A 23539-nucleotide genomic window follows, 5' to 3' on the forward strand; every position below is an offset into this window, starting at 1 on the left:
ACACCGTGGCAGTCCCGATGGAGCGTACGTCCGTCAGGCCGTCTGCTCCGGCAACGGACGGGGGTCTACGGCATCGACACGGCGGCGGCCCGCGAACAGCCCCGCCGCAAGGAGGGCGGCGGCCAGCCCCAGCACGGCCACCGCACCGGCCAGACTTCCGACCGCGGACTCCACGGCCAGCAGGATGAGCGGGCAGACGAACTCACCGCCGAAGAAGGCCGCCATGAACAGCCCCGTGCCCCGGCCGCGGTCCTCGAACGCCAGACGGGACATGGCGCTGGTAAGGAGGGCGGGCAACAGCATGCCCGTGCCCACGCAGTTGATCACGGCCCCGACAACCAGCAGCGGGGCGTTGCCCGCCAGGAACATCACCCCGAAGCCGGCCGCGCAGAGCGCCAGGACGGCGGGCAGCATCGGGTCCGGGGAGCGCTTCAGCCGGGTGAACGTGACGGCTCCGCCCACGGTGGCGGCGCTCGAGACCGCGGTGGCCAGGCCGATCACCCCGGAGTTCTTCACCCCGAGATCGTCGAGCAGGTACGACATCTCCACCGGGACGGTGTAGAACACCATCGCCCCGAAGAAGGTGAGGGCACAGATGCCCCGCAACTGCCGCCACGGGAAGGCGCGGTGGGCTTCCGCCTCGGCCGGGAGCTCGTCCACGGTCGCGCGGGCCGCCGGTGTTGGCAGAGCGGTCGCCATCAACGGGGCGAGCACCAGGCTCACGGCGTACACCCAGAAGGGCACCCGCCAGCCCGCCGACCCGGCGGCCCCACCGATCACGAAGAAGACCGTGGCCGACGCGGAAGCGCACATGGTCTGCAGGGCGAGGTACTTCACCCGCCGCGGGCCGCTGTAGTAGTCGCCGATCAGCGTGGTGCAGCACGTCATGATCGCGGCCTCGGCGACGCCGACCAGGGCACGGCTGGCGATGATGGCGCCCAGGGAGTCCAGGTAGAGCGGGGCCGTTCCGAACACGGCGTACAGGAGAGTCGCCACGATCAGCAGGCGCTTGCGCCCCAGCCGGTCGACGATCACCCCGGCGAAGGGGGCCAGCAGCGCCAGCGCCAGCGCCGGGACGGTCAGCGCGAGGGGAACCAGCGCCTTGGCCCCCGGGGTGGACTCGAAGTGGTCCTGCATCTTCGGCAGCACCGGGGCGATCAGCACCGCCCCGAGGATCGGCAGGCAACTGCCCGCCATCAGCAGGGTCACGCGCAGCAGATGGGCCGGGCCGGAGACAGCGGCGGCAGGCGACGCGACATCGTCGACCGCGGTCGCGGACGGCGGGACGGAACCAGGCATGGCGACTCCAGGGGACGGCGTACGGACGCGGACATGCCTTAGGGGCGCTGACGGCGCACGGCATGTTGGGAGTGGCCGCACGTCGGCCACTGGTCCGGACAGCGGCCTACGAGTACGTGCGGGTCGGGACGACTATGGGCCCCCTGCGGCCCCGCTGCCATCCCCCGAACGATCCGAATCTCGTATCCGGATCATCCACACCGTGGATGACCGTGGTGACAGCACTGTTCAAGGCATGTGCAGACAACCGTGTCCCGGGAAGCGTCAGGGGACAGGTCCCGCGGGGTTCTTGGCCATGCGGCGGACGACCGTCCAGCCGATGGCTCAGAGGACGACGCCGACCACGCTCAGCGGCACGTAGGCCCGTGGGGTCAGCGGGGCGAAGTCGTGCGACGCGCCAGCCGCACGGGCGAGCAGGGCGACAATCGCGTTCCCCGAACAAGCGGTGACAGCTGCGGCAAGCAGGCCTCCGACCGCGGTCAGGAAGCCGGATCGCTGGGCGGGCGGCGCGGACGAGGTGGCAGTGGAGCCGGAACCGGGCCCCCCGAGGAAATGCATGCCTGGATCAACTTCATGGACTGCTCGACCCTGCTGGGCGACCACCTCGTCCAGCAGCTGCGCCGCGACGCGGGCATGGCACACGCGGAGTACGGCCTCCTGGCCCGTCTGTCCGCGGCACCCGACCGCGCCCTGGGCATGTCCAGCCGACATCACCGCGGCGATCACCGCATCCCTCAAATGGGCCGCGGCGTTCGCGCCGGTGTCAAGACAGCGGTGGCACGACGCGTCATGCGGTTCGGCAGAGCACCGCGGTCAGTGCCTGCCGCAGCAGATCGGTCGCCTCAGTGAGGTCGGTGGCGCCGCCCGGTGTGCGCCAGGCGACGTATCCGTCCGGGCGGACCAGCAGCGCGCCCTCCTCGTCGATCTCCGCGCGGCGGCTCCACTCGCCGTACGCGTCGTGGGCGTCGCGGTCGATGACGACACCGCGCAGGTCCAGGCCGAGTTCCCGGGCCAGAATGTCGGCCGCGTCGGCCCAGGATGTTCCGGCGAGGCCAGTGACGACCGAGAAGCTGCCTCTGGCGACCAGGTCGAGCGTCGAGATGCGCCCTCCCTTGTCGTCGACGAGCCAGGCGTGCGGCAGCTTCGCGCCGGGGCGGGAGGTGGGGCGGCCGAAGAGTTCTCCGTCGCTGGAGATCGCCTCGATTGTGCCGTCAGGGATGACAGCGGCTGACGCGTAGCGCTGGTTGTGCTCGACGCCGTGGGCGTTGAACTCGTAGTGTTTCAGCTCGATCGCCTCGCGGATGGCCCGCCGCTTCTTCGCCCCCTCTGCGTCCGGCTGCCGCGCCGCGTGCAGGGCCTTGGTGATGCCCTCCTCGTCGCCGCCGACGACGCCGAGCGCATCGAACAGGGGCAGGAACTGGTCCCGGGAGAGGTTCGCGCGCTCGACGATCTGCTGCGCGACCGGGGCTCGTTCGTCGGAGTAGGTGTCCAGCAGTTCGGGCCCGGCGTGGCCCTTGAGGACGGCTGCCAGCTTCCACGCCAGGTTGTAGGAGTCCTGGACGGAGGTGTTGGAGCCGAGGCCGTTGGACGGCGGGTGCCGGTGGACGGCGTCCCCGGCGCAGAAGACGCGGTCGGCGTGCAGCCGGGTGGCGTAGGCGTGGTTGACCGTCCACAGTGAGGCGCTGTCGATCTGCACGTCGAGTTCGTCGTCGCCGACGAGGTCGCGGACGATCGCTGCCGCCGCCTCGTCGTCGACGGTGGGCGGGGGGTTGTCGATGTCGTAGCCCCAGACGATGAGCCATTCGTTCCACGGCCGGACCATGCGCAGCAGGCCCATGCCGATCCCGCCGACGTCGGCGCCCGGGCGCATGATCCAGTACAGGACGCTGGGCCGGTGTTCGACGTAGTGCGTGAGGTCGGCCCTGAAGACGATGTTCATGCTGCCGGCCTTGCCCATCTGCCCTTCCAGCGGCAGACCGAGCTTGTCAGCGACGATGCTGCGACCGCCGTCGGCGCCGATCATGTAACGGGCACGAACGGTGTGTTCGGCGCCGCTGGGCCGGTCGCGTAGGCGTGCGGTCACTCCGTCCGCGTCCTGTTCGAAGTCGATCAGTTCGGTGTTCAGCCGGACCACGGCGCCCCGCTTGGCGGCGTTGGACAGGAGGATGGGCTCCAGGTAGGTCTGCGGGAGGTCGATCATGCCGCAGGGGCTCTGGGAGGCGTACTCGGTCAGGCTCTCGTCGCCGGTGCCCCAGGTGCGGATGCGGCCGATCTCCTCGCCCAGGAGGGAGGTGGCGAAGACGGTGTCGCCCATCAGGCGGCTCGGTGTGCCCTTCTCCAGGGCCTCCTGCTCGATCCCGAGGTCGCGGAAGACCTCCATCGCACGCTGGTTGGTGATGTGGGCGCGCGGCGTGTCGGCGAGCCATCCGTATTTGGTGACCAGGTGGGTGCGCACACCGTAGGTCGCCAGCAGCAAGGCCGCGGTGCCGCCGGCGGGTCCACTGCCGATCACCAGGACGTCGGTGTCGTACTTCTCAGGCGTGCTCATGCTGTCTGTCTCCGGGAAGCTGTGTGAAACACGTCAGGGATTGCGTGCTGTGCGGCGCCCGAGGCGTGCTCAGTCGCCGAGGCGCGCGATGCGGAAGGTGAACTCGAGCAGGCGCCACTCGCCGTCGAGGAGCCGGCCGTCGGGCGTCGGACCGGTGCGCGGGAGGAAGTCAGTGATCAGGTCGTCCTTGACGCCGAAGACCGCGTCCCGCTGCCGGGGACTCCGTCGAGGTAGGCCCCGCCACGCACGAACAGCTGGGTGATCAGCGGCTGGTGGCCGGGGGCGTCGATGAGGAAGTGCACGTGCGGGGCGCGGTAGGGATGGCGGCCCACGGCGGAGAGCATCCTGCCGACCGGTCCGTCGTCCGGGATCGGGTACTCCGAGGGGAGGATCGACCAGAACGTGAACCGCCCGGCGGCATCCGTGGTGAACCGGGCGCGCAGCACCGGCCCGTCGAGGTCCGGAAGTTGGACGTCGTAGAAGCCGTCCTCGTTGGACTGCCACACGTCCACCACGGCGCCGGCGACCGGCTCCCCTTCCTGGTCGGTCACCTTGATGTCCGCCCGCATCGGCGTGCCCGTGAGCCCTTCAGCGATGTCGCTGCCGTGTTCGCCGGCGGGCGGCCCGGCCACGTAGAAGGGGCCGAGGATCGCGGAGGAAGTGGTGTCCGGGTTACGGGAGTTGGCGAGGGCGTCGACGACGCTGGACACGCCGAGGGTGTCGGAGAGCAGGATGAACTCCTGCCGGGTATCGGTGGTGATGTGGCCGGCCTCGGTGAGGAAGTCGATGGCCCGCTGCCACTCCTGCGGGGTGAGGTCGTTGCGGATCGTGTAGGCGTGCAGGGTGCGGGCGAGATCGGTGAGCAGCTGCTTCAGGCGCGGGTTCGCGCAGCCGTCGAAGCTGGCCACGACCTCGTCGGTCAGCGGGCGCAGGTCGGGAACCGTGCCATGGGGACGTCCGCCCTGCCACGCGTTCCTCAGCAGGTGCGCGATGCCGTCGCGGGTCAGCTCGCGCGGGTTCGCATACGGCTGTGCGGTGGCCAGTTCCGCCGCGCGGTCCAGGTCCGCCGCCGCCATGCCGAGACCCCGCAGCGACGTCGGGCCGCCGGCCCGGTGGATCAGGTCGAAGACGCCGGTGGGGGCGTCGGGCACGCCCAAGGCGCGCGCGATGCGGTCCATCGCCTCGGGTGCGGCGGGCGCGTTGTAAGCCATGGCGTGCGGAAGGACCACGGTGTGGGTCTCGGCGTGCGGGAGACCGAAGGTGCCGCCCAGCGTGTGGCAGAGCTTGTGGTGCAGTCCCATGCCGACGGCACCGAGGCAGGTGCCCGCCAGCCACGCCGCCTGGAGCAGTTCCGCCCGCGCCTGGAGGTCGGACGGGTCGTCGTGAAGGGCGGGGAGGGCACGGGCGATGGCGGCGACCGCCTCCAAGGCCATGGCGTCGGTGACCGGGGTGGCGTCCGGTGAGTAGAGGGCTTCCACGGCGTGGGCCAGTGCGTTGACGCCGCTGGTCACCGACATCGGGACCGGTAGCCCGAGGGTGAGCTCGACGTCGTACACGACCGTTTCCGGCAGGATCGCGGGCGAGGACCGGGTGACCTTGCGGCCGTCCGCCGTCTCGCCGAGCACGGGTGTGGCCTCGGATCCGGCGTAGGTGGTCGGCACGATGACCTGGGACAGATCCGTGCGGACCGCCAACGCCTTCGCGAGACCGGTCGTCGAACCGCCGCCGATCGCCACCAGGCAGTCCACGTCCCGGTCGCGCAGCAGGGCCAGCGCCCGCTCGGTCACCTCGACAGGCGTGTGCATGGCCGCGCCGTCGAACTCGGCCACCGCCAGGTCGCCCAGGGCTTCGCGGAGCCGTTCGGTGTCCTTGCGCAGGGCCGGTGACCCGTCGGAGAGGAGCAGTACCCGGGTCCCGCCGAGACGCTCTGCCTCATCACGGACCTGCAAAAGCGTGCCCGCGCCGAAGACCACCCGGCTCGGGCCGGTGGTGTGCACAAAACTCCTCATGAAGCTGCTCTCCGTGCTGCGGGGTCAGGGGGTCTCCCGCAGTATTCGAGCCCGTGCGCCGGCCGTTCCTGCATAATCTCCGCATCGCCTTGCACAAAAACGGCGTCGGCCGCGGCTCGGTCCGTGCTTGCCCGACTGTGCCGGAGGGCAGCAGGACTGCGCCCCGAAGGAGGGCCTCATGAGCGAGATGGGCCTCAGTGACACCCACGGCATCCTGACGCGGCCCGGGGTGCGTCCCGTCCGCACGAGCATGGGACTCGGCTGGGAGCGGTTGTATCTGTCGACGCAACGGGAACTGCCGTATCGGGACGCATTTCAGGGAGCCGAAAGCCACCTGGTGATCCTTCATCTGGACGGCCCCGTCACGGTTCGCAGGGGACGCCGGGGGCTGACGGCCACACGACAGGTGCCGCCCGGTGGTCTGTTCCTGCATCCGGCCGACACGGAGCTGGACGTGGAACTCGGCGGCCATCTGAACACGGTGCACGTCTACCTGTCGGACGCGGCTCTCCAAGCGACGGCTGAGACGGCGGGGGACGGCCGGCCGGTGCGGCTCAAGGAGGAGTTCGGCACGACGGATCCGCTGCTGGAGCAGCTCGTTCTGGCGCTCGACGGTGTCGTACGGCGCTGGGAACCCAGCGGGAGCACCTATGCGGATCAGCTCGCGCTCATGACCGCGGCCCAGTTGGCCCGCCGCCACAGCGTGCGGCACCTCGTCACCGAGCCGACGCAGAGGCGAGTGGGCCTGAGCGACCGGCAGTTCACGGCCGTTCGGGAACTCATGGACGCCCGGCTCTCCGAGCCGCTGTCGCTGGAGGACCTCGCCTCGGCCGTGGGGCTCGGTGTCAGCCAGTTCGCCCGGCGTTTCACGGCTCGCACGGGGTGCCCTCCGCACCGGTACCTCGTGCGGCTGCGCGTGGAGCGGGCCGCCCGCCTCCTGCGTGCCGGATCCATGCCCATCGCCCAGGTGGCGGCCGCCTGCGGCTTCTCCCACCAGGAACACCTGACCCGAGTGATCCGCTCCCACCTCGGCACGACGCCGGCCGCACTGCGCCGCGAGGGCTGACACCTGCCGGCGAGCCGCGGGCTATAGTTCCCCGGCACCGGCCGAAGGGAGCGACGATGGTCGCCCGCCTGGCCGGGTTTCTTCCCGGGGACATGAGCGAGGAACAAGCGGCGGTCTGCCGGTCGATCTCCGGAGGCCCACGCGCCGCGGGTCCCCAGGTCTTCGCCCTCACCGACAGCGAAGGACGGCTTCGGGGGCCGTTCAACGCGATGCTCCTCAGTCCTCCGGTCGGAGCCGCGCTGCAGGCCGTGGGTGCGGCGGTGCGCTCACCAGTCCTCGCTCAGCGACCGCGTCCGTGAAATGGCCTTGCTCCTCGTCGCCGCGCACTGGGGCAGCGCGTTCTGGATCGAACTCGGCCTGGCTGCTGAAGACCCGTTCCGCCATGTCGCAGGCCCTGGCCGAGGGCGACCGTGGCCAGCAGGTCGGTGAACCGCTGACCGGCCACACCGGCTGGGTGTGGGTGCTGGCGACGGGGGTGATGGATGGCTGTCCGGTCGCCGTCACAGGGGGCAACAATGGGACGGGGCGGGTGTAGGACCTGGCCACCTGCTGGCAGAGCGGACCGGAATTAGCGTTTTGTGAAACGGTGCACGCAGTGGCTCTCGCTTCGGATGGCCGCCTCCGGCGTGTCCACCCGTTGGAAGTCCCAGCCCACCGCTCGGCAAGCCGCCGCCGTCACGGCGAGCTTCGTCGCGCCATCCGGCTCGATCCGCTCGTCCGGACGCACGTTCACCACCAGGCCTTCTACGGTCGAAGTGGCTCGTCTTCAGTGCGGTCGCAACCTCAGCCCTCGCTGGACGATGGCGTGACGGGACAGGTGGCATTGGTGCTGGGCAGTTCGCCGTCGATCAGGTAGCCGTTGACGGTGTCGTCGATGCACTGGTTCTGCGGGGCGAAGAGTCCTGCGTACACGGTGTGGCGGAAGGCGCCGCGCAGGGCGACCAGGCGGGAGCCGGTGTGCCACCTGCTGGCCCGAATAGACGGCCGCCGGGTCGCCGGCAGCACCCACCATCAGGACCGGGACCTGGTTGTGGACCTTCGTGGCAGGTTCTGCGGGTGCGGTCGGCCAGAACGAACAGGGGGTGATGTTGCGGGTCAGCGGTCCGAACAGCGGCTCATCGGAGCGGTGGGCCTGGATGTCCCGGTAAGGCCCGAGCGCTCACCGAGCGTTACGAGGAGAAGACCGCTGTGGCGGATCTCAGTTTCACCGTCCGGCCCGGCCTCGTCACCGGATTCCTCGGGCCGAACGGCGTCGGCAAGTCCACCACGATGTGGATGATCCTGGGCCTGGACGTTCCCACTTCCGGTGCTGTGGGCCAAGGCCGCCGCGTACGCGACGGTGATCTGGGGCCTGATGACCGCCGCGTCCCTGACCGCCTGCCTGCTCAGCCAAGCGATCCTGTCCTCCAGGGGCGTGCAGAGCACCACCATGAGTGCCCCGGGGTCACCCGCGTGGTCCTGGGCACCGCCCTGTACCTGACAGTTCTCGCGGTACTGAGCGTGGGGATCGGCACGCTGCTGCGCAATACGGCGGCCAGCCTCTCCACGGTCCTCGGTCTGGTGCTGGTCCTGGCGATTCTCACGCAGACACTTCCTTCCGCAACGGCGGACAAGGTCTTCCCCCACCTGCCGAGCAACGCCGGGCGGGCGCTCACCCTCCTCCAGAAGGACTCGGCTATGTTGGCGCCCTGGACCGGGTTCACCGTCTTCTGTCTCTATGCGGTCATGGTCCTCACCGGGGCCGTGGTGGCACTGAAACGACGGGACGTGTAGTGAGAAAGGGGTGGCTTCGTGAGGTACGCCACCTTCACTATCGCGCGGTCAGCACGGCCGGTGTATGTACTGCTGCGGGGGCGGGCCCAGATACCGCCCGTCGCATTCGATGCGTTGCTGACAGCCTTGCTCTTCGTCGCGAGCGTCAGCCCCTGGCCGGAGCTTCAGCCCCCGGGGCTGCTGGTCCTTCAGGTGGCCCTGCTGTTGCCCTTGGTGTGGCGGGGCCGTGCACCTCTCGTGGTGTTCGGCGCGGTGGCCACCGCTGCCTCCGCCCAGTGGCTCATCGGCGTCCAGCCTCTGCCCGCCGACGTGGCTCTGCTGGTCGCCCTGTACACGGTGGCCAAGCGCTTCCCCTAGCCTCACACGCTCCTGGCCGGAGCCGTCCTGGAAGGCGGCATCCTGGTGGCCTCCATTCGGTGGGGACCAGAGGGCCGCTTCCTCGTCCCCGTCCGAGGATCGAGCGGTACGCCTGGAGCGTGAACGCGACCAGCAAGCCCAGCTCGCCGTGGCCGAAGAGCGGGCCCGTATCGCCCGCGAGATGCACGACATCGGGGTGGTGTGCTTGCCGTCCTCCGTGCCGTGAAGCTGACCGTACCTGCGGTGACGACCCTTATGGGCCGTCAGCGGTCGATCGGGAGAATGCCGTCCAGGCCGCTCTCGGAGAGGATCTGTTGGACCGTGTCGTCGAGGGTGCCGGCCGCGTCGATGATGGTCTCCAGGCCGTTGGGGAGCAGGTCCCTCTCTCGGTACCAGTCGCGTAGGTGGCCCTCGTTGACGTGGGCAAGGTACTCGGCATCTGGTTTCGTCGCGTGCCGCAGCACCGTCTCCTCGAAGGGCACGTGGAGGTAGTAGCACCGTGTGAGGCCCTGGTGGGCGCGTACCAGGGCCTGGAGCATCGTGCCGTAGCGGTCGGCGTAGAGGATGCCTTCGACGACAACGTGGTAGCCGTTGTCCAGGGCGTAGCGGGCGGTGAGGTCGATCAGGCCGATGTTCGCGCCGCCGGGCCGGTCGCGTTCGCGCAGCACGATCCTGCGCAGGTTGTCCTGGGCGACGATCGCGAGGTTGCGGCCGAACTTCTCGCGCAGACCGGCCGCGACGGACGACTTCCCCGAGGCGCTGTTGCCCCGGATCACGATGAGGCGCGTGTCCTCCGTTCCCACCGTGCCCGGCACGCCCTCCGTCACGCGTCGTCGCCCTTGATGCTCAGTTGCACCCGGTTCTCGTGGAAGTGGTCCCAGTTCATGACCAGGCGGAAGCGCTGGTGCACCTCCAGGCGTTCCGCGTCGGCCGGCTCCTGGCCACGCTGCACCTGGGCGTCCCCGGACTGCACGAGCTCCGCGAGGGCGATGCGGACATCATCGGCATCCTGGCTGGTGGCGGCCGCCAGTCGGTCCAGGGAAGTGAGGATCTCCTGCGGTTCGCCCAGATCGTCGACCAAGTGGTTGATGAGCCCGTCGACGAGTGGGCCGGTGCGCAATGTCCAGCGGATCCGGTCGAGCCGCTTGGCGAGGTCGGCGTCCAGGGGCAGCAGGTCACCAGGCAACGGCAGCGCTGCGGGCATCGACCACCGGGTGCCGTCCGGTGTCTCCTCGCGGCGCGCCAGGCCCCACGTCAGGTAGAGCTCGGACAGGTCCCGCACGGTCCTGGGCACCGGGTAGCCGGCGGCCGTGAGCATGGCGCCGAACGTCTCCCAGCGATGTGCCTCGTTCGCTTCATGCCCCTCCGGCGCCTCCTCGTAGTCCCCTTCCTCGTCGGGCCACGAGAACGTGAGCGCGCCGTCGAGATCGCCGCCGATCATGTCCCAGTGGCCTTCGAAGAGCTCCTGCAGGAGTTCGTCCAGGGAGCCCGTGAAGTCAGGCTGACTCGCGGTCCCGATCAGCATCGTCAGCGGGAAGCCCTGGCGGGGCAAGACGTGTTCCCAGCCCGAAGCCCACCAGTCGTTGTGCATCGCCAGGTCCCGGCGCGGTCCGGGCACCGACGGGTTCTCAGTCATCCGCAGCTCTTCCTCGAAAAACGGTCAACCGCTCGCAGCGTACCCGCGCAGGACACCAAGGCGTGCTGCCCTCCACGACCTGCAGCCCGCTGTCCGATGGATCCAGGAGGCGTCGGACGATCAGGGTCGGCGGGCGCAGCCAAGTCCCGTGCTCTTCCCGGTCCCGACCCCTTTCGGGGCGGCGAACCGCGACCCAGTGCACCGGGTTCTCGGCGTAGATCTCGATACAGCCGGCATCGGACGCTGCGGTCGGCATCCCGATGAAATCGGCGGCGGAGATCGCCTCAAGCTGCCACTTGACCTCGAGCAGGTCGATGCTGCGCCGACCCTGCACTGGCATCCCTGCGCTGAGGCCGCCGTCTTCACGGCGCGCCATCAGTGGGCTGAGGTCGCTCAACTTCATGCCGCCAGGTGTACCGCAGGTTCCCGGCAGGGTTCCCTGCTCCGGTTCAACCGGTGCTGAGAGACGTGAGGTTGAGTGGGGGTCGTCGGACGGATCGGCACTCCGGTGCGATGCCGTGGGCCCGAGCAGGGGCGTAACTCGATCGGGTGATGCCCGTTGAGCACGCTGCGGAGTATGGGGCGGCGCTGCGGGGGTTCAGGGCCCAGTGGCCCCCTCCGCCAGATCCTTGATCGCGTTGAGTCGGTGTTCCCACTGGGTGGCGAGGGTGTCCATCCACCGTGTCGTCCGCCTCAGTGGTTGCAGGTCGGCTTCGTAGCGGACCTCGCGTCCGGTCCGGTGGGCGTGTACCAGCCCGGCGCGGTCGAGGACTGCCAGGTGTTTGGCCACCGCCTGGCGGGTGATGGGGAGGCTTGCCGCCAGGGATGTCGAGGTCGCGCCGCCTTCGCGGGCAAGGACGGCCAGGACCTCTCGGCGGATCGGGTCGGCCAGGGCCACCAGGACGTCATCGGGGGTCTGTTCGCCCTCGGCGGCGCGGGTCATGGTCTGGTCTGTGCGCAGTCCGCGCGCAGTCGGTCGAGCTTGCCGGGCCAGTTCTGGCTGTTGGCGCGATGCCGGTCGGTGGCCTCGTCGGCGGGCAGTCCGAGGTGCGCGAAACCGCTCTCGACCATGGTGAGTCGGGTGCCTCCCGTGGAGTCGTCTTCGGTCAGGGTGAACTCGACCAGAGTGGCGTTCGAGTCGTCCGGTTCCTCGCCTGCGGCGCCTTGAGACCACCGCCAGGACAGGACGCGCGGCGGGTCGACTGTCTGAATACGGGCGGGAATGACGCCGTGGATGCCGTGGTCGAAGACCAGGAGGCCGCCGGGCCGCAAGTCGATCTTGGCCGGCTCTCCATTGCCGAACCAGCGGCCGAGGAAAGCGGGCTCGCTCAGTACGGACCAGACCCGTTCCCTGGAGGCATTGATCAAGATGGCACGTTCGATCGTGTTGGGGGTCACTGCAACCTCATCTCATCCGGATGCGCTACCCAAAGGTTGCACATCCGAAAGCCCATGCGCAACCGATCGGTTGCGCATGGGTGAGTGGCCGCTTGGGTCTCGCCAGGCTTCAGGCGCCCGCTGCTCATTCCGTCGGCGCTCTTGAGGCGCGTACCGCTTCTACCGCGCCCACGCGGCGGCCTTCGCACGCGGGGCTGTTGGAGCACGACTTGGGCATGTGGCCGCGCTGGTGTCGGCAGACACCGTGTCCCACGGAGGTCGCGTCGCTTCACACGCGGCCGAAGCCCTTCGCATGTCGCGTGTCTGGCAGCCGCGGAGGTTCAGTCAGAGATCGTCCGGCGGGGACAGGAGTCGGCCCTGCTGGGAGAGTCTTCGCCATTGGCTGGGGGTGGTGCCGTAGGTCTGGCGGAAGCGGCGGGAGAAGAAGGCGGGGTTGGTGAAGCCCCAACTGCGGGCGATGGTGTCGATCGTGCGGTGCGAGTATCTGGGGGCTGCGAGGTCGGCACGGGCGCCCTCGAGCCGGCGGCGGATGATCCACTTTTCGAGACTGACTCCGCCGTCGTCGCACAACCGGTACAGCGTCCGCACGGAGATGTTGTGCACCCAGGCAATCCGCTGGGGGGTGAGGTCGGGTTCCCTCAGATGGGCGCGGGTGTAGGCCAGGACCCGGGTGAGGAGGGTTTCCCTTGCGACTGCCCGGCGGGTGGGGTCGTCGCCGGCGACCGACACCACCCAGGCTCGGACGAGTTCCACGGTGGCGGAGGCGAGGGCATCGGCTTCGGGGCCCATGTTGACCTGGTCGGCGATGCGGTGCACGCCGAGAACGTGGTTGATCAGCAGCCGTCCGATGGGGCTGTGCTCGAGCGTCGGGATGGAGGTGCGGATCGTCTCTTCGGGCAGGCTGAGGCGTTCGGTGTCGAACATCAGGGCCAGCGTGCTGCCGAGGCCGGACCACCAGTACTCGTATCCGGCAGGCATGTGGTGCATGGTCGCGCTGTTCGGGCCGATGCGCTGCCGGTGGTCGGCCCAGGTGAAACCGCCGGCTCCCTGGCGGTGAATATTGATCGCGACGGTGTCCATCGCATCGCGCCGCGCCTGCCGGAGCGAGCGGGAGATGCGCATCCCTGTGCCCTGGGTGTGGAAGAGCGTCAGCGGGCCGAGGTGCCAGAGTTCGAGTCGTTTCCAGACCGCGTCCTCGGTCTCCTCCTCCTGGACAGAGGAGACGCCGCCCTCACCGGCGGCCACCGCCTCGAAGGCCGCGATCCGGTCACCGACTCGAAGATCGTTTGTGTCGAGGACGAGCACGACGCCTCCTATTCCGGGCAGCGCCAGGTCGCCGCCCAGGCGCGAGTGTCCGCCGTGTGAAGCTTTCCGGGCAAAGGCGCATGCATGCAACACGGGCATGCATACACGTCTCCTGTGGCTCGCGATGCCGCAGGTGCGTGGGGCGCCCGCAGCCGGCGGCCGTGGCACACAGGTGACAGGCTCTGGCAGGCAGGGTAAAGCCGACTGCTGGTGCCCGTGCCACGCTCCCGCACAAGTCCTTCACAACTACGGGGTGCGGCAGGCAGGACGGGTTTGTGCGGCGCCCCGGCTACCGGTTGGGAGAAGCCCATGCCCTTCGTCACCGCATCCGACGACGCCCAGATCTACTACAAGGACTGGGGAACGGGCCGCCCCGTCGTCCTCAGCCACGGCTGGCCGCTGAACTCCGACAGCTGGGAGGCCCAGCAGCTGTTCCTGGCCACCCATGGCTACCGCGTCATCGCCCACGACCGGCGCGGCCACGGGCGCTCCGCCCAGACGTGGAACGGCAACGAGATGAACACCTACGCCGACGACCTGGCCACGCTCATCGACACCCTGGACCTGCGGGACGCCACCCTGGTCGGTTTCTCCACCGGCGGCGGCGAGGTCGCCCGCTACGTCGGCCGCCACGGCACCGCCCGGCTCGCCCAGGTCGTGCTCGTCTCCGCGGTCCCGCCGTTCATGCTCAGGACCGACGACAACCCCGGCGGCGTCCCGATCGAGACCTTCGACGCGATCCGGGCCGGATCGCTCGCCGACCGATCGCAGCTCTACCACGACCTGGCCGACGGGCCGTTCTTCGGCAACAACCGGCCCGGTGCCGACGTCTCCCAGGGCATCCGAGAGGCGTTCTGGCGCCAGAGCCTGCAAGCCGGGCACCGGGGCGCCTACGAGTGCATCGCGGCCTTCTCCGCGACCGACTTCCGCACCGACCTGGACGCCATCGACGTGCCCACGCTGGTCATCCACGGCGACGACGACCAGGTCGTGCCCTTCGAGGTCGGGGGCAAGGCGTCGGCCGCCCGCGTCAAGAACGCGACGCTGAAGGTCTACCCGGGCGCCCCGCACGGCATCACCGACACCCACAAGGAGCAGCTCAGCGCCGACCTGCTGGAGTTCCTCAATTCCTGACGGAGTATCGCCCGCGTCCCCGGCCGCCCTCCGGGGATGCCCGAGCACAGGAGCCAACACATGATCTTCAGCGATCAGCGGCCTCGCCGCCGTACCGTCAGCGCGTGCCTGCTCGCCGCCGCCCTCGTGGCCGGCGTGGGCGGCGCGGTTGCCCCCGTGTCCGCCACCACGGCGCACACGAGCGGCCCCAAGCCGACCGTCGTCCTCGTCCACGGCGTATTCGCCGACGCCTCCGGCTGGTACCAGACCATCGCCGCGCTAGAGAAGGCCGGCTATCCGGTCATCGCTCCGGCCAACCCGCTGCGCGACCTGGGCGGCGACTCGGCCTACGTTTCCAGCATCCTCGACAGCATCGACGGCCCGGTCATCCTGGTCGGCCACTCCTACGGCGGCGAGGTCATCACCAACGCCGCCCGTGGCCACGCCAACGTCAAGGCCCTCGTCTACGTCGCCGCGTTCGCCCCCGACCTGGGCGAGAGCGCGCTGCAACTGGCCGGCAGGTTCCCCGGCAGCAAGCTGCGGGAAGCTCTGATCACCCGCGACTACCCGCTGCCGGACGGCAGCACCGGCAAGGACGGTTACGTCGACCCGGCGAAGTTCCGCGAGGTGTTCGCCGCCGACCTGCCGTCCTCTCAGACCCGGCTGATGGCGGCCGCGCAACGTCCCGGCAGCGTGGGCGGGTTGGCCGGCCCCAGCGGTGCACCGGCATGGAAGGACCTGCCGTCCTGGTACGTCATCCCCACCGCAGACAACGTCATCCCGGCCGCCGTGCAGCGCTTCATGGCCCAGCGCGCCCACAGCCGCACCGTCGAGGTCAAGGGCGCGTCCCACGTCGTGATGATGTCCCGCCCCGAGATCGTGGTCCGCCAGATCCAGGCTGCCCACCAGGCCACTCGCTGAGGAGCACACCGATGCAACCCGACACCATCGTTCTCGTCCACGGCTTCTGGGTGACACCACGCGCCTGGGAAGGCTGGATCGCCCACTACCAGGACAAGGGCTTCAGGGTCATCGCCCCGCCCTACCCTGGCTTCGAGGTGGAGGTCGAGGCCCTCAACGCCGACCCGACCCCGATCGAGACCGTGACCGTCCCCGCCATCATCTCCAGCCTGGAGAAGGTCATCACCGAGTTGGACCGACCGCCCGTCATCATGGGGCACTCCGCCGGCGGCGCGTTCACCCAGATCCTCCTCGACCACGGCTTCGGCGCTGCCGGAGTGGCGATCAACTCCGCGCCCACCGAAGGCGTGGCCGTCGTACCGCTGTCCCAGGTCCGCTCGACCTTCCCGGTGCTGAAGAAGCCGGCCAACCGCCACCGCGCGGTCGGCTTCGACTACGACCACTGGCACTACGCCTTCACCAACACCTTCCCCGAGGACCAGGCCCACGCCGCCTACGAGCGCTACCACATCCCTGCCCCCGGCAGCATCGTCTGGGGCAGTGCCCTGGCCAACATCCATCCCGGCCACACCGACACCTACGTCGACTACCACAACACGGGCCGGGCGCCGCTGCTGTTCTGTTCGGGTGAGAACGACCACCTCATGCCGCCCAAGGTGCAGCGGTCCAACGCCAAGCACTACACGGCCGAGGGCACCATCACCGAGGTCACGGTGTTCCCCGGCCGCTCCCATCTGATGCCCGCCCAGGACGGCTGGGAAGAGGTCGCCGACTACGCCCTGGACTGGGCCCTCGCTCACGCCTGACCGCACCCGCCGCACGCACCGCGCCCGAGAGGGCGCCCTCCGGCCGGGCCCGGGAAGGGAGCCTCCACATGAGCAACCTGCGTATCACCCACATCGGCGGTCCGACCACCCTCATCGAGACGGGCGGCTGGCGGCTGTTGACCGATCCCACCTTCGACCCGCCCGGACAGCGCTACAGCTTCGGCTGGGGCACTGCCTCCCACAAGTCCGCCGGCCCCGCCCTCGCCACCCCCGACCTGCCGCCGATCGACGCCGTCCTGCTCAGCCATGACCAGCACGGCGACAACCTCGACCGCACCGGACGCGACGTCCTGCGCACCGCCCAGACCGTCCTGACCACCCCGGCCGGCGCCCGCCGCCTCGGCCGGGGGGCTCACGGCCTCGCCCCGTGGACCGTGACCCGCCTGCACTCCCCGGGCCGCCCCACCATCACCGTCACCGCCACCCCAGCCCGCCACGGCCCACCCCTGTCCCGGCCCCTGACCGGACAGGTCACTGGCTTCGCCCTCACCTGGGAAGGCCAGCAGCACGGCGCCCTGTGGATCTCCGGGGACACCGTCCTGTACGGCGGCGTGCGGGAGGTGGCCCAGCGTCTGAACGTGGGCACCGCGCTGCTGCATGTCGGCGGTGTGCGCTTCCCGATCACCGGACCGGTCCGCTACACCATGACCGCCGCCCAGGCCGTGCACCTGTGCCGCCTGATGCGACCCCGTACCGCCATCCCCGTCCACTACGAGGGCTGGCACCACTTGCACGAAGGCCGCGACGCCATCGAGCACGAACTCGCCCGTGCGCCCGCCGACATCCGCGACCGCTTCCGCTGGCTTCCCATCGGAGCCGCCAGGGACATCAGTGCCTGATCCGTGGCGTGCCACAACTCCCGTGCCACCCTCACGCAAGGTCACGCCCACGTGGCCTTCTTCCCGGCCCTCACGAACCGGCTCCAGCAGCAGCGACCGGGGGCCACTCCCCCGGCCCAGCAACGTCGCCAGGTGCGGGGCGCCACCCCAAGGAGTACAGCCGTGACCACGACATCCTCCGACGCGTGCCTTCCACCCGCCGGCGCCGTACATGCCCCCAACCAAGTGATCGAGACCCGCGGCCGCCGCCTCGCCTACAGGTCGATCGGACACGGTCGCCCGCTGGTCCTGTGCACCCGTTTCCGTGGGAACCTCGACACCTGGGACCCGGCCTTCCTGGACACGCTGGCCGAACAGGGTTTCCGCGTCATTACCTTCGACTACAGCGGTCTGGGCCTGTCCACCGGCACTCCCTCGTACAACCCAGCCTCCCTGGCCCGGGACGCAGGTGACCTCATCGAAGCCCTCGGCCTGGACCGAATCGTCCTCGCCGGCTGGTCCATCGGCGGCATCGCCGCGCAAGTCGCCCTCACCCAGTACCCCCAGCTCATCAGTCACCTGGTCCTCATCGGCACAAGGCCGCCCGGCCCCTTGATCAAGCAGGCCGAAAAGCTCTTCTATGACATCTCCCGCAAGCCGGAGAACGACCTCGTCGACGAGGGCGTGCTGTTCTTCGAACCAGCTTCCAAGCAAAGCCTCCAGGCCGCGCGGACCTCGCACGACCGCATCGCCGCACGCACAACCGAGACCAGCGTGCCGGTGCCCTGGCGCTGGGCCAGCGAACAGATCGCCGACAGACCCCGCTCCCGGATATTCTCCGCCGACCCGGTTCTGGACCTACTCAAGACGACCTCCATACCCGTCCTGCACATCGGGGGCGATCACGACATCTGCTTCCCGGTCGAAAACTGGTACGCGCTCAGTCAGCAACTTCCCACGCTCCAGTTGCTCACCTATCCGCGTGCGGGGCACGGCCCGCAACACCAACATCCACAAGCCTCGGCCCACCACATCGCCACCTTCGTCGCTTCCACCAGCGAGTAGAGCCCAGCTGCTGGACCACGACCGTGCTTGGGCGGCCAGCCGTTGACGCCGTGCATCCTCGGTGGCTTCGGCAGAGGCACCACGCGGTCCGAACAGACACGACCGACCAGCTCGACCGGAAGGTCACGCCCCCGGCAGCCAACGGACAACGGGTGCAAGGCCGGTCATCGACGGCCTGTCTTCGCGTGCGCTGTCCGAGATCATCCGTCTCGAGCACACCCGCAACTATCTGCAACCTGAGCCCGCCCAGCAGACCGAAGCTCCCCTGCCTCCTTGCCGTCCACGCAATGGTCGAGGATGGACTCATGGCAGGGGACGAGAGCGAGATTGCTCTGAGTAAGCAAGACCTTCGTGAGATCACCGCGTTCGCTGCGGCGTGCGCCGAAGTGGTGCTCGCGGTATTCGAGGCCGATCAGCCTGACGACTCGCGGCCTCGAGACGCCATCGGTGCCGCGTGGGAGTTCGCTCGAGGTGGTGAGCGTGGGAAGTATCTGCGCGACACAGCGTGGCAGGCCCTCAAGGCAGCTAAAAGTGCGGACACTGCGGCTGCGCGTGAGGCAGCTCGGGCAGCGATGTCTGCGGCAGGCGCCGCCTACTTGCATCCGCTGGCCAAGGCCACCCAGGTTAAGCACATTCTCGGAGCCGGCGCTCACGCGGCCAGAGCAGCCGAACTAGTTGCTGGCCACAGTCCGGACGTGGGTGCCGAACACGTTGAGCGAGCGGTGCATCGTGCAACACCGGTCGTCGTGGAGGTGCTCAAACGCTTCCCAGCGGCACCAGATGGCGGTGGACGGGTTGGTGAACTGATTCGCATGCTAGACGCTGACATTCGTTCACTCACCCTCCCCAAATGACTTTCAGCGCCCAGACGCCGCGGCCCGTTGACCATGAGACTCAGCTCTCATTCAGACACCGTCCGAGGTTGATGGCGGCCCAGGTGATCAGTGAACCTCTTTCATCCTTGGGCTGTCGGGTGAACCAGGCTGGTCAGGGGTGGTGACGTCGCGAAGCCCCGCGTCGTCGGTGTGGGAGACGGTCGACGTCCTCGCCGCCTGGGCACCCAGACTGCGCGAGGCCCTGACCGGCCGCGGCGAGAACGACTTCGTGATCCTGGACGGCACCCTGATCCCCACCGACCGGGTCGCGGCGGACGAGCCGTACGACTCCCAAAAGCACAACAAGCACGGCATGAACATGCAGGCCGTCGCCGCTCCCGACGGCACACCCCTGTGGTTTCGCGGGCCCTGCCCGGACACACTGCCATACGCGGCAGATCCTCGTCCTGGCCGACCACGCCCACCAGGGCGCCGGCGCCACCGTCCGCACCCCGAATTACCACCACCATGAACTGCCGGAGCACTACCAGCAGTACAACACCGACTACGCGCTCCTGGCGAACTCCTTCACTGAGAACCACCAGTGGCAGAGCCTTTTCAACCACACCCGATACCCCTGGATGGGTGAACCATACGAAGGGCTCACCACCTCCCGCAGAACAAGGTAGGAGCCATTTCCCAACCTGGCTGCACTGCGGTCCAGTTGGTGTGGGGCGGCGTTGAGGAAGAAGTGAAGCTCCTGGTACCCGGGGCGTGAAAGTCGCGGGAACGGACAGCCTGCACTGGCCCGCCTTCGCGGTGCCATTCGCGCCCCGGTCGGTGGTAGTCGCCGATCCGCTCCTTCTTTTTCGCGTCCAGGGAGATCGTCCACTCCACCGTGCCTTCGGATATGCCCATACCACTTCAACGAGCCCAGCCTACGAAGGCCACCACTTGTTTCTCTGCGACTCCCTGCGCCGGTGGGTTGAGAATTCGAACACCTCCCCCAACGGCACGGGTGCCTTGTGTGTTGTGGCCACGGCTCCTGTCACCCGATCGGTGGCCATACTGAAACACCTCGTTGGTCCTGTCCGAGGGAGGGTCATCGACGACACCGAGGCCTTCAACGACAACCTGCAAGAATTCAAGAGCTTCTGTAACTAACATCACGTTCACGGAGTCCGTGGCGGACAGACGCTCTTTCCATGACTTCGCCGAGAACGAGGAGTCGGGGATAGGCGATCACCCACAGTTGCTCATCCAGAGTCCAGGAAGTATCCGAAAGCGGTTGCGGAAGGAGTTTCCAAGATGGCGCAAGCAGGTGCTGCCAGGTTTGCCTCGGTTTGGTTTCAGGAGGGCGGGCCGGCGGTGGAGGCGCGGCACAATCTGACCTCGGATCAGCATCAACAGACAGTCAACGATCTATTCGGCAGAGGATTCCGACCCCTCTGGGTCAGTGGCTACGGCAACGAGCCCCGCTTCGCCTCCATCTGGGTACAACAGGACGGGCCCGCAGTGGAAGCCCGCCACAACCTGACCTCGGATCAGCATCAACAGACAGTCAACGATCTATTCGGCAGAGGATTCCGACCCATCTGCGTCAGTGGCTACGGCAACGAGCCCCGCTTCGCCTCCATCTGGGTACAACAGGACGGGCCCGCAGTGGAAGCCCGCCACAACCTGACCTCGGATCAGCATCAACAGACAGTCAACGATCTATTCGGCAGAGGATTCCGACCCATCTGCGTCAGTGGCTACGGCAACGAGCCCCGCTTCGCCTCCATCTGGGTACAACAGGACGGGCCCGCAGTGGAAGCCCGCCACAACCTGACCTCGGATCAGCATCAACAGACAGTCAACGATCTATTCGGCAGAGGATTCCGACCCATCTGCGTCAGTGGCTACGGCAACGAGCCCCGCTTCGCCTCCATCTGGGTACAACAGGACGGGCCCGCAGTGGAAGCCCGCCACAACCTGACCTCGGATCAGCATCAACAGACAGTCAACGATCTATTCGGCAGAGGATTCCGACCCATCTGCGTCAGCGGCTACTGATTCCCACCGGCGGTCGGAACGCCAAACCGAACTGCATTCCTTCTCCGAGCGTGGTGTACGCATGGCTGAGGTGGACGTGGTGCTTCTACTCGCCGTTCGTCAGCCAGGTATCCGACCGTTCCCCTCGGGGAACTGCTCCATGAGGACAACTGCGGAGGCGAACGCGGCACAGGCCTGTGCGGGAGGCTGGCCGCGGCCTTCGGGGCGCCGTAGTTGGGGTCAAAGGCCGAGCCATGGGATGTGAGCTGCAGAAGGCCGAGCAGCTCATGGCTCAGTTCCCGGAGTGGTGACTACATGATGTGTCCTGTATCGGGGTCCACCTGCGAGAGGAACTCCCGAATGGCGTCCTCAAGATGTGTCCTGCTGGACTGCGCCGGTGGGTGAGTGCTGAACCCGAACCCATATTGCGGGTCGGGTCCGGTCAGCCAGGTGAGGTCGTAGGAGCCCGGCTTGCCGTCCGGCTGGCGGATCTCGAACGCCTCGCCGTCGACCGTAATCCGCCACGGCTCGTTCGCCGGCATCATGTCCTGCTTTCCTCAACCCCGGATATGCGAGCGCACATGACCTGAACTGCACAGGTGCCACGATCACATGCGCGTGGATCACACTACGGTGAAGTCGGCCGCCTTCGTGTCCAGCGTCGTGTCGCCGTCTTTGTCGGTGGCCAGGACGGCGACGTGCCACAGACCGCGCGGAGACGCCTCGGCATCGGCGGGCGTGACGCGGACGTTGTAGGTGCACCGCACGGTGTCCCCACCGGCCGGCTTACACACCGCCGCCTCCGCAGCCGCCATTTCCTTGACGGTCAGCCCCTTCTTCGCGAACGACGACTTCGCCGGCCAGGCCAGGACCTTCACGTTCTTCACACCGGCGGACGCCGTGACATCAGTGGTGAAGGCCAACGAACCACCCCGATCACCTTCGGGGGCAGCGTAACGGGCCGTGCTGTGCGCCAGCACCGGAGGCTGGCCCCCGGCGTAGGCCAGAGCGAAGGCCCCGGCACCGCCCAGGACGACAACACCGGCGGTCACGGACAGAACGATACGACGCGACATGAGAAATTCCCCCAACAGGATCAGCTGCATCAGACCGGCGCTCTTTGCTGCGCCGCTGCACCAATCCTGGCGGCGCAACAAGCACCAGGTATGAGCGCGCATACTCAACTCCGGCCTGAGTAGGGCCAGTCCGGCAGCCAAGACGAAGGCGAGAGGCTGGCAACTGCCGTCGACCGGGACTGGGCATGCAGGGCTGAGCGAGACAAACGGTCACCTGGCCAGTGAGGCCTTTCAGTGTGGTCATTGATCGGGTGACGACGTCGCGCCGCCTCGGAAAAATCACCGACCGTCCTCAGTCGTCAACACTGCGCAGCCTGCAACAAGCACCACTGGTCACCCTCGGTGGCCCGTCATCCAGGGCTGACCCGATCGGACGACGCCGCGGACACGCGTTCCCGATAGATCGACTGTTTCGATTTGGTCATACTCTGAGCCAACTGCGATCACATTCCGGACGTACCTTGAACGGCCACGACCTCGCACCATGCGACGTCTTCGGCAACCCGCCCCGGGAGCAGCCCGTTGCAGGCGCGCGGCACAGCGGCGAAGAAGAGAGCACACGTGACGCGCAGATTACGTGTCCGCACTACCCGCGGTACCCGATCCCCCGGGATACCCGGACGTCTCACGGCAGGCGCGACGGTCGCCGCCATCGCCATGTTGGCCGCGACGTTTCCGGTCGGCACTGCGAATGCCGGGAGCGGACAGGAGCAGCAGGACCAGCGGCGGACGAAGCGGATCAACGACGAGGCCCAGCCGGGTGCGGCTCCGGTCGATCTCACTCCCGCCGAGCGCCCCGCCCTGCTGAAGGCCGCCGACGGCAGGAGCTCCGCCACCGCGGGCGCCCTGAAGCTGGGGGCCAAGGAGAAGTTGGTGCCGAGGGATGTCACCAAGGATGCCGACGGCACCGTGCACACCCGTTACGAGCGCACGTTCGCCGGTCTCCCCGTCCTCGGCGGGGATCTCGTGGTCCACACGCGCGGCGAGAGCCGGACCGTGAGCAGGGCCACCGGCGCCCGGATCTCCGTACCCACCACCGAGCCCATCGTCGCCACGGCGACGGCGAAGAAGACCGCGCTGAACGCCGCGAAGGCGTCCCGAAACACGTTCTTGGCGAGCACGAAGTCGGCAAGGTCAAGGGTCGGGCCGTTCGCTTCGCCGTCCGCCACATCCGCAATCGCCTGGTCCAAGTGGTCGTACCAGTCGGCCACGCACCGACGGATGAGCACGACCCGCTCCACGACGGTCGTGCGCCTCTCGTCATCTTGGGCCGCCCGAACCGACCTTGCCAGTATGGCCGTGTGCAACGAAGTTGAACCGCGGCGAACCGAATCCGCATGACGCCCCGGCGCACTGGGCTGTCGGCTGCGGTGCACCGACTGGTAGTCGTCCGCGCTTTCCATGTCCGCACTGATGTAGATCCGCACTGTGTAGTCCCCTCGAGCTTGATCGCTTGGGCAACGCTTGCCGCACTCCCCT

The 23539-nt window shown here is 68.5% G+C and carries 25 protein-coding genes and 2 pseudogenes; 13 read left to right on the forward strand and 14 right to left on the reverse strand.

The window, feature by feature from the left end; genetic code table 11:
- Window positions 1-33: 33 nt before the first annotated feature.
- The 4 genes from B5557_RS01965 to B5557_RS01980 all read right to left on the reverse strand — a co-directional run bounded on the left by B5557_RS01965 (window position 34) and on the right by B5557_RS01980 (window position 5856).
- Entirely contained in the window at window positions 34-1299 is a 1266-nt protein-coding gene (locus B5557_RS01965) for an MFS transporter (protein WP_079657471.1), read from the reverse strand.
- Between the two features lie 324 nt (window positions 1300-1623).
- Window positions 1624-2025 (reverse strand): hypothetical protein, encoded by a 402-nt coding sequence (locus B5557_RS44405; RefSeq protein ID WP_197697282.1) that lies wholly within the window; start codon window positions 2023-2025, stop codon window positions 1624-1626.
- 61 nt (window positions 2026-2086) lie between these two features.
- Window positions 2087-3847, reverse strand: coding sequence for an FAD-dependent oxidoreductase (locus tag B5557_RS01975; protein ID WP_079657472.1), 1761 nt, complete (start codon window positions 3845-3847; stop codon window positions 2087-2089).
- Window positions 3848-4023: 176 nt separating this feature from the next.
- The gene (locus B5557_RS01980) at window positions 4024-5856 is read right to left on the reverse strand and encodes a maleylacetate reductase and hydroxyquinol 1,2-dioxygenase domain-containing protein (protein ID WP_231976218.1); all 1833 of its coding nucleotides are present in this window, start codon (window positions 5854-5856) and stop codon (window positions 4024-4026) included.
- Between the two features lie 178 nt (window positions 5857-6034).
- Here B5557_RS01980 and B5557_RS01985 point away from each other — a divergent pair, with 178 nt between their 5' ends.
- Together B5557_RS01985 and B5557_RS43480 are read left to right on the forward strand one after the other, a co-directional pair.
- On the forward strand, window positions 6035-6922 hold the full coding sequence (locus B5557_RS01985) for an AraC family transcriptional regulator (RefSeq protein ID WP_079657473.1): 888 nt from the start codon (window positions 6035-6037) through the stop codon (window positions 6920-6922).
- 382 nt (window positions 6923-7304) lie between these two features.
- A complete protein-coding gene (locus tag B5557_RS43480; protein ID WP_159424316.1) occupies window positions 7305-7457 on the forward strand; it encodes a hypothetical protein in 153 nt (50 codons plus the stop codon).
- 248 nt (window positions 7458-7705) lie between these two features.
- Here the strand turns inward: B5557_RS43480 and B5557_RS44410 are convergent.
- Window positions 7706-8060 (reverse strand): annotated as a pseudogene (locus tag B5557_RS44410) (alpha/beta hydrolase).
- Window positions 8061-8110: 50 nt separating this feature from the next.
- Between B5557_RS44410 and B5557_RS46070 the strand changes: the two are divergent.
- Both B5557_RS46070 and B5557_RS43485 read left to right on the forward strand, forming a co-directional pair.
- On the forward strand, window positions 8111-8695 hold the full coding sequence (locus tag B5557_RS46070) for an ATP-binding cassette domain-containing protein (protein ID WP_079657474.1): 585 nt from the start codon (window positions 8111-8113) through the stop codon (window positions 8693-8695).
- Window positions 8696-8809: 114 nt separating this feature from the next.
- Window positions 8810-9052: a DUF7134 domain-containing protein gene (locus tag B5557_RS43485; RefSeq protein ID WP_159424317.1), complete on the forward strand. Its 243-nt coding sequence runs from the start codon at window positions 8810-8812 to the stop codon at window positions 9050-9052.
- Window positions 9053-9315: 263 nt separating this feature from the next.
- On the opposite strand, the gene B5557_RS02010 is transcribed toward B5557_RS43485, so the two are convergent.
- The 6 genes from B5557_RS02010 to B5557_RS02035 form a co-directional block, all read right to left on the reverse strand.
- Entirely contained in the window at window positions 9316-9879 is a 564-nt protein-coding gene (locus tag B5557_RS02010) for an AAA family ATPase (protein WP_079657476.1), read from the reverse strand.
- On the reverse strand, window positions 9876-10688 hold the full coding sequence (locus tag B5557_RS02015) for a DUF6042 family protein (protein ID WP_079657477.1): 813 nt from the start codon (window positions 10686-10688) through the stop codon (window positions 9876-9878). Before B5557_RS02015 ends, B5557_RS02010 begins: the two co-directional genes overlap by 4 nt.
- On the reverse strand, window positions 10681-11091 hold the full coding sequence (locus tag B5557_RS02020; protein ID WP_180291718.1) for a hypothetical protein: 411 nt from the start codon (window positions 11089-11091) through the stop codon (window positions 10681-10683). Before B5557_RS02020 ends, B5557_RS02015 begins: the two co-directional genes overlap by 8 nt.
- A 195-nt stretch (window positions 11092-11286) precedes the next feature.
- The gene (locus B5557_RS02025) at window positions 11287-11631 is read right to left on the reverse strand and encodes an ArsR/SmtB family transcription factor (protein WP_079657478.1); all 345 of its coding nucleotides are present in this window, start codon (window positions 11629-11631) and stop codon (window positions 11287-11289) included.
- Window positions 11628-12086 (reverse strand): SRPBCC domain-containing protein, encoded by a 459-nt coding sequence (locus B5557_RS02030; protein WP_079657479.1) that lies wholly within the window; start codon window positions 12084-12086, stop codon window positions 11628-11630. Before B5557_RS02030 ends, B5557_RS02025 begins: the two co-directional genes overlap by 4 nt.
- 324 nt (window positions 12087-12410) lie before the next feature.
- A complete protein-coding gene (locus B5557_RS02035; protein ID WP_079657480.1) occupies window positions 12411-13391 on the reverse strand; it encodes a helix-turn-helix domain-containing protein in 981 nt (326 codons plus the stop codon).
- 309 nt (window positions 13392-13700) lie between these two features.
- Here B5557_RS02035 and B5557_RS02040 point away from each other — a divergent pair, with 309 nt between their 5' ends.
- From B5557_RS02040 to B5557_RS02075, 7 genes and pseudogenes are all read left to right on the forward strand, one after another.
- Window positions 13701-14525 carry an alpha/beta fold hydrolase gene (locus B5557_RS02040; RefSeq protein WP_079657481.1) on the forward strand — a complete coding sequence of 275 codons (825 nt, stop codon included), beginning with the start codon at window positions 13701-13703 and terminating at the stop codon, window positions 14523-14525.
- A gap of 60 nt (window positions 14526-14585) precedes the next feature.
- Complete coding sequence (locus B5557_RS02045; protein ID WP_079657482.1) at window positions 14586-15425, forward strand: alpha/beta fold hydrolase; 840 nt, start codon at window positions 14586-14588, stop codon at window positions 15423-15425.
- A gap of 11 nt (window positions 15426-15436) precedes the next feature.
- Window positions 15437-16231 carry an alpha/beta hydrolase gene (locus B5557_RS02050; protein WP_079657483.1) on the forward strand — a complete coding sequence of 265 codons (795 nt, stop codon included), beginning with the start codon at window positions 15437-15439 and terminating at the stop codon, window positions 16229-16231.
- 68 nt (window positions 16232-16299) lie between these two features.
- Window positions 16300-17091 carry an MBL fold metallo-hydrolase gene (locus B5557_RS02055; RefSeq protein ID WP_079657484.1) on the forward strand — a complete coding sequence of 264 codons (792 nt, stop codon included), beginning with the start codon at window positions 16300-16302 and terminating at the stop codon, window positions 17089-17091.
- Window positions 17092-17253: 162 nt separating this feature from the next.
- Window positions 17254-18135, forward strand: coding sequence for an alpha/beta fold hydrolase (locus tag B5557_RS02060; RefSeq protein ID WP_079657485.1), 882 nt, complete (start codon window positions 17254-17256; stop codon window positions 18133-18135).
- Between the two features lie 305 nt (window positions 18136-18440).
- Window positions 18441-18989, forward strand: a complete 549-nt coding sequence (locus tag B5557_RS02070) for a putative immunity protein (protein ID WP_079664533.1) — start codon at window positions 18441-18443, stop codon at window positions 18987-18989.
- Window positions 18990-19164: 175 nt separating this feature from the next.
- Window positions 19165-19567: pseudogene (locus B5557_RS02075) on the forward strand (transposase); the annotation flags it as partial.
- Window positions 19568-19613: 46 nt separating this feature from the next.
- On the opposite strand, the gene B5557_RS46075 reads toward B5557_RS02075, so the two are convergent.
- Entirely contained in the window at window positions 19614-19868 is a 255-nt protein-coding gene (locus B5557_RS46075; protein ID WP_107472547.1) for an ISAzo13-like element transposase-related protein, read from the reverse strand.
- A gap of 390 nt (window positions 19869-20258) precedes the next feature.
- Here B5557_RS46075 and B5557_RS43490 point away from each other — a divergent pair, with 390 nt between their 5' ends.
- Window positions 20259-21005, forward strand: coding sequence for a hypothetical protein (locus B5557_RS43490; RefSeq protein ID WP_143688287.1), 747 nt, complete (start codon window positions 20259-20261; stop codon window positions 21003-21005).
- 290 nt (window positions 21006-21295) lie between these two features.
- On the opposite strand, the gene B5557_RS02080 is transcribed toward B5557_RS43490, so the two are convergent.
- Together B5557_RS02080 and B5557_RS02085 are read right to left on the reverse strand one after the other, a co-directional pair.
- Window positions 21296-21529, reverse strand: a complete 234-nt coding sequence (locus B5557_RS02080) for a hypothetical protein (RefSeq protein ID WP_079657487.1) — start codon at window positions 21527-21529, stop codon at window positions 21296-21298.
- 78 nt (window positions 21530-21607) lie between these two features.
- Entirely contained in the window at window positions 21608-22060 is a 453-nt protein-coding gene (locus B5557_RS02085) for a DUF5707 domain-containing protein (protein WP_079664534.1), read from the reverse strand.
- Between the two features lie 657 nt (window positions 22061-22717).
- Between B5557_RS02085 and B5557_RS02090 the strand changes: the two genes are divergently transcribed.
- Window positions 22718-23401, forward strand: a complete 684-nt coding sequence (locus tag B5557_RS02090) for a hypothetical protein (RefSeq protein WP_079657488.1) — start codon at window positions 22718-22720, stop codon at window positions 23399-23401.
- Window positions 23402-23539: the final 138 nt, after the last annotated feature.

Source organism: Streptomyces sp. 3214.6, from assembly GCF_900129855.1.
In the GTDB taxonomy this organism is placed as follows: domain Bacteria; phylum Actinomycetota; class Actinomycetes; order Streptomycetales; family Streptomycetaceae; genus Streptomyces; species Streptomyces soliscabiei.

Bases quoted from the DNA above. Each gene is read 5' to 3' on its own strand.
- B5557_RS01965 (WP_079657471.1), bottom strand. From the start codon at position 1,299: ATGCCTGGTTCCGTCCCGCCGTCCGCGACCGCGGTCGACGATGTCGCG.
- B5557_RS01975 (WP_079657472.1), bottom strand. From the start codon at position 3,847: ATGAGCACGCCTGAGAAGTACGACACCGACGTCCTGGTGATCGGCAGT.
- B5557_RS01980 (WP_231976218.1), bottom strand. From the start codon at position 5,856: ATGAGGAGTTTTGTGCACACCACCGGCCCGAGCCGGGTGGTCTTCGGC.
- B5557_RS01985 (WP_079657473.1), top strand. From the start codon at position 6,035: ATGAGCGAGATGGGCCTCAGTGACACCCACGGCATCCTGACGCGGCCC.
- B5557_RS43480 (WP_159424316.1), top strand. From the start codon at position 7,305: ATGTCGCAGGCCCTGGCCGAGGGCGACCGTGGCCAGCAGGTCGGTGAA.
- B5557_RS02015 (WP_079657477.1), bottom strand. From the start codon at position 10,688: ATGACTGAGAACCCGTCGGTGCCCGGACCGCGCCGGGACCTGGCGATG.
- B5557_RS02020 (WP_180291718.1), bottom strand. From the start codon at position 11,091: ATGAAGTTGAGCGACCTCAGCCCACTGATGGCGCGCCGTGAAGACGGC.
- B5557_RS02025 (WP_079657478.1), bottom strand. From the start codon at position 11,631: ATGACCCGCGCCGCCGAGGGCGAACAGACCCCCGATGACGTCCTGGTG.
- B5557_RS02040 (WP_079657481.1), top strand. From the start codon at position 13,701: ATGCCCTTCGTCACCGCATCCGACGACGCCCAGATCTACTACAAGGAC.
- B5557_RS02045 (WP_079657482.1), top strand. From the start codon at position 14,586: ATGATCTTCAGCGATCAGCGGCCTCGCCGCCGTACCGTCAGCGCGTGC.
- B5557_RS02050 (WP_079657483.1), top strand. From the start codon at position 15,437: ATGCAACCCGACACCATCGTTCTCGTCCACGGCTTCTGGGTGACACCA.
- B5557_RS02055 (WP_079657484.1), top strand. From the start codon at position 16,300: ATGAGCAACCTGCGTATCACCCACATCGGCGGTCCGACCACCCTCATC.
- B5557_RS02070 (WP_079664533.1), top strand. From the start codon at position 18,441: ATGGCAGGGGACGAGAGCGAGATTGCTCTGAGTAAGCAAGACCTTCGT.
- B5557_RS46075 (WP_107472547.1), bottom strand. From the start codon at position 19,868: ATGGGCATATCCGAAGGCACGGTGGAGTGGACGATCTCCCTGGACGCG.
- B5557_RS43490 (WP_143688287.1), top strand. From the start codon at position 20,259: ATGGCGCAAGCAGGTGCTGCCAGGTTTGCCTCGGTTTGGTTTCAGGAG.
- B5557_RS02080 (WP_079657487.1), bottom strand. From the start codon at position 21,529: ATGATGCCGGCGAACGAGCCGTGGCGGATTACGGTCGACGGCGAGGCG.
- B5557_RS02085 (WP_079664534.1), bottom strand. From the start codon at position 22,060: ATGTCGCGTCGTATCGTTCTGTCCGTGACCGCCGGTGTTGTCGTCCTG.
- B5557_RS02090 (WP_079657488.1), top strand. From the start codon at position 22,718: ATGTTGGCCGCGACGTTTCCGGTCGGCACTGCGAATGCCGGGAGCGGA.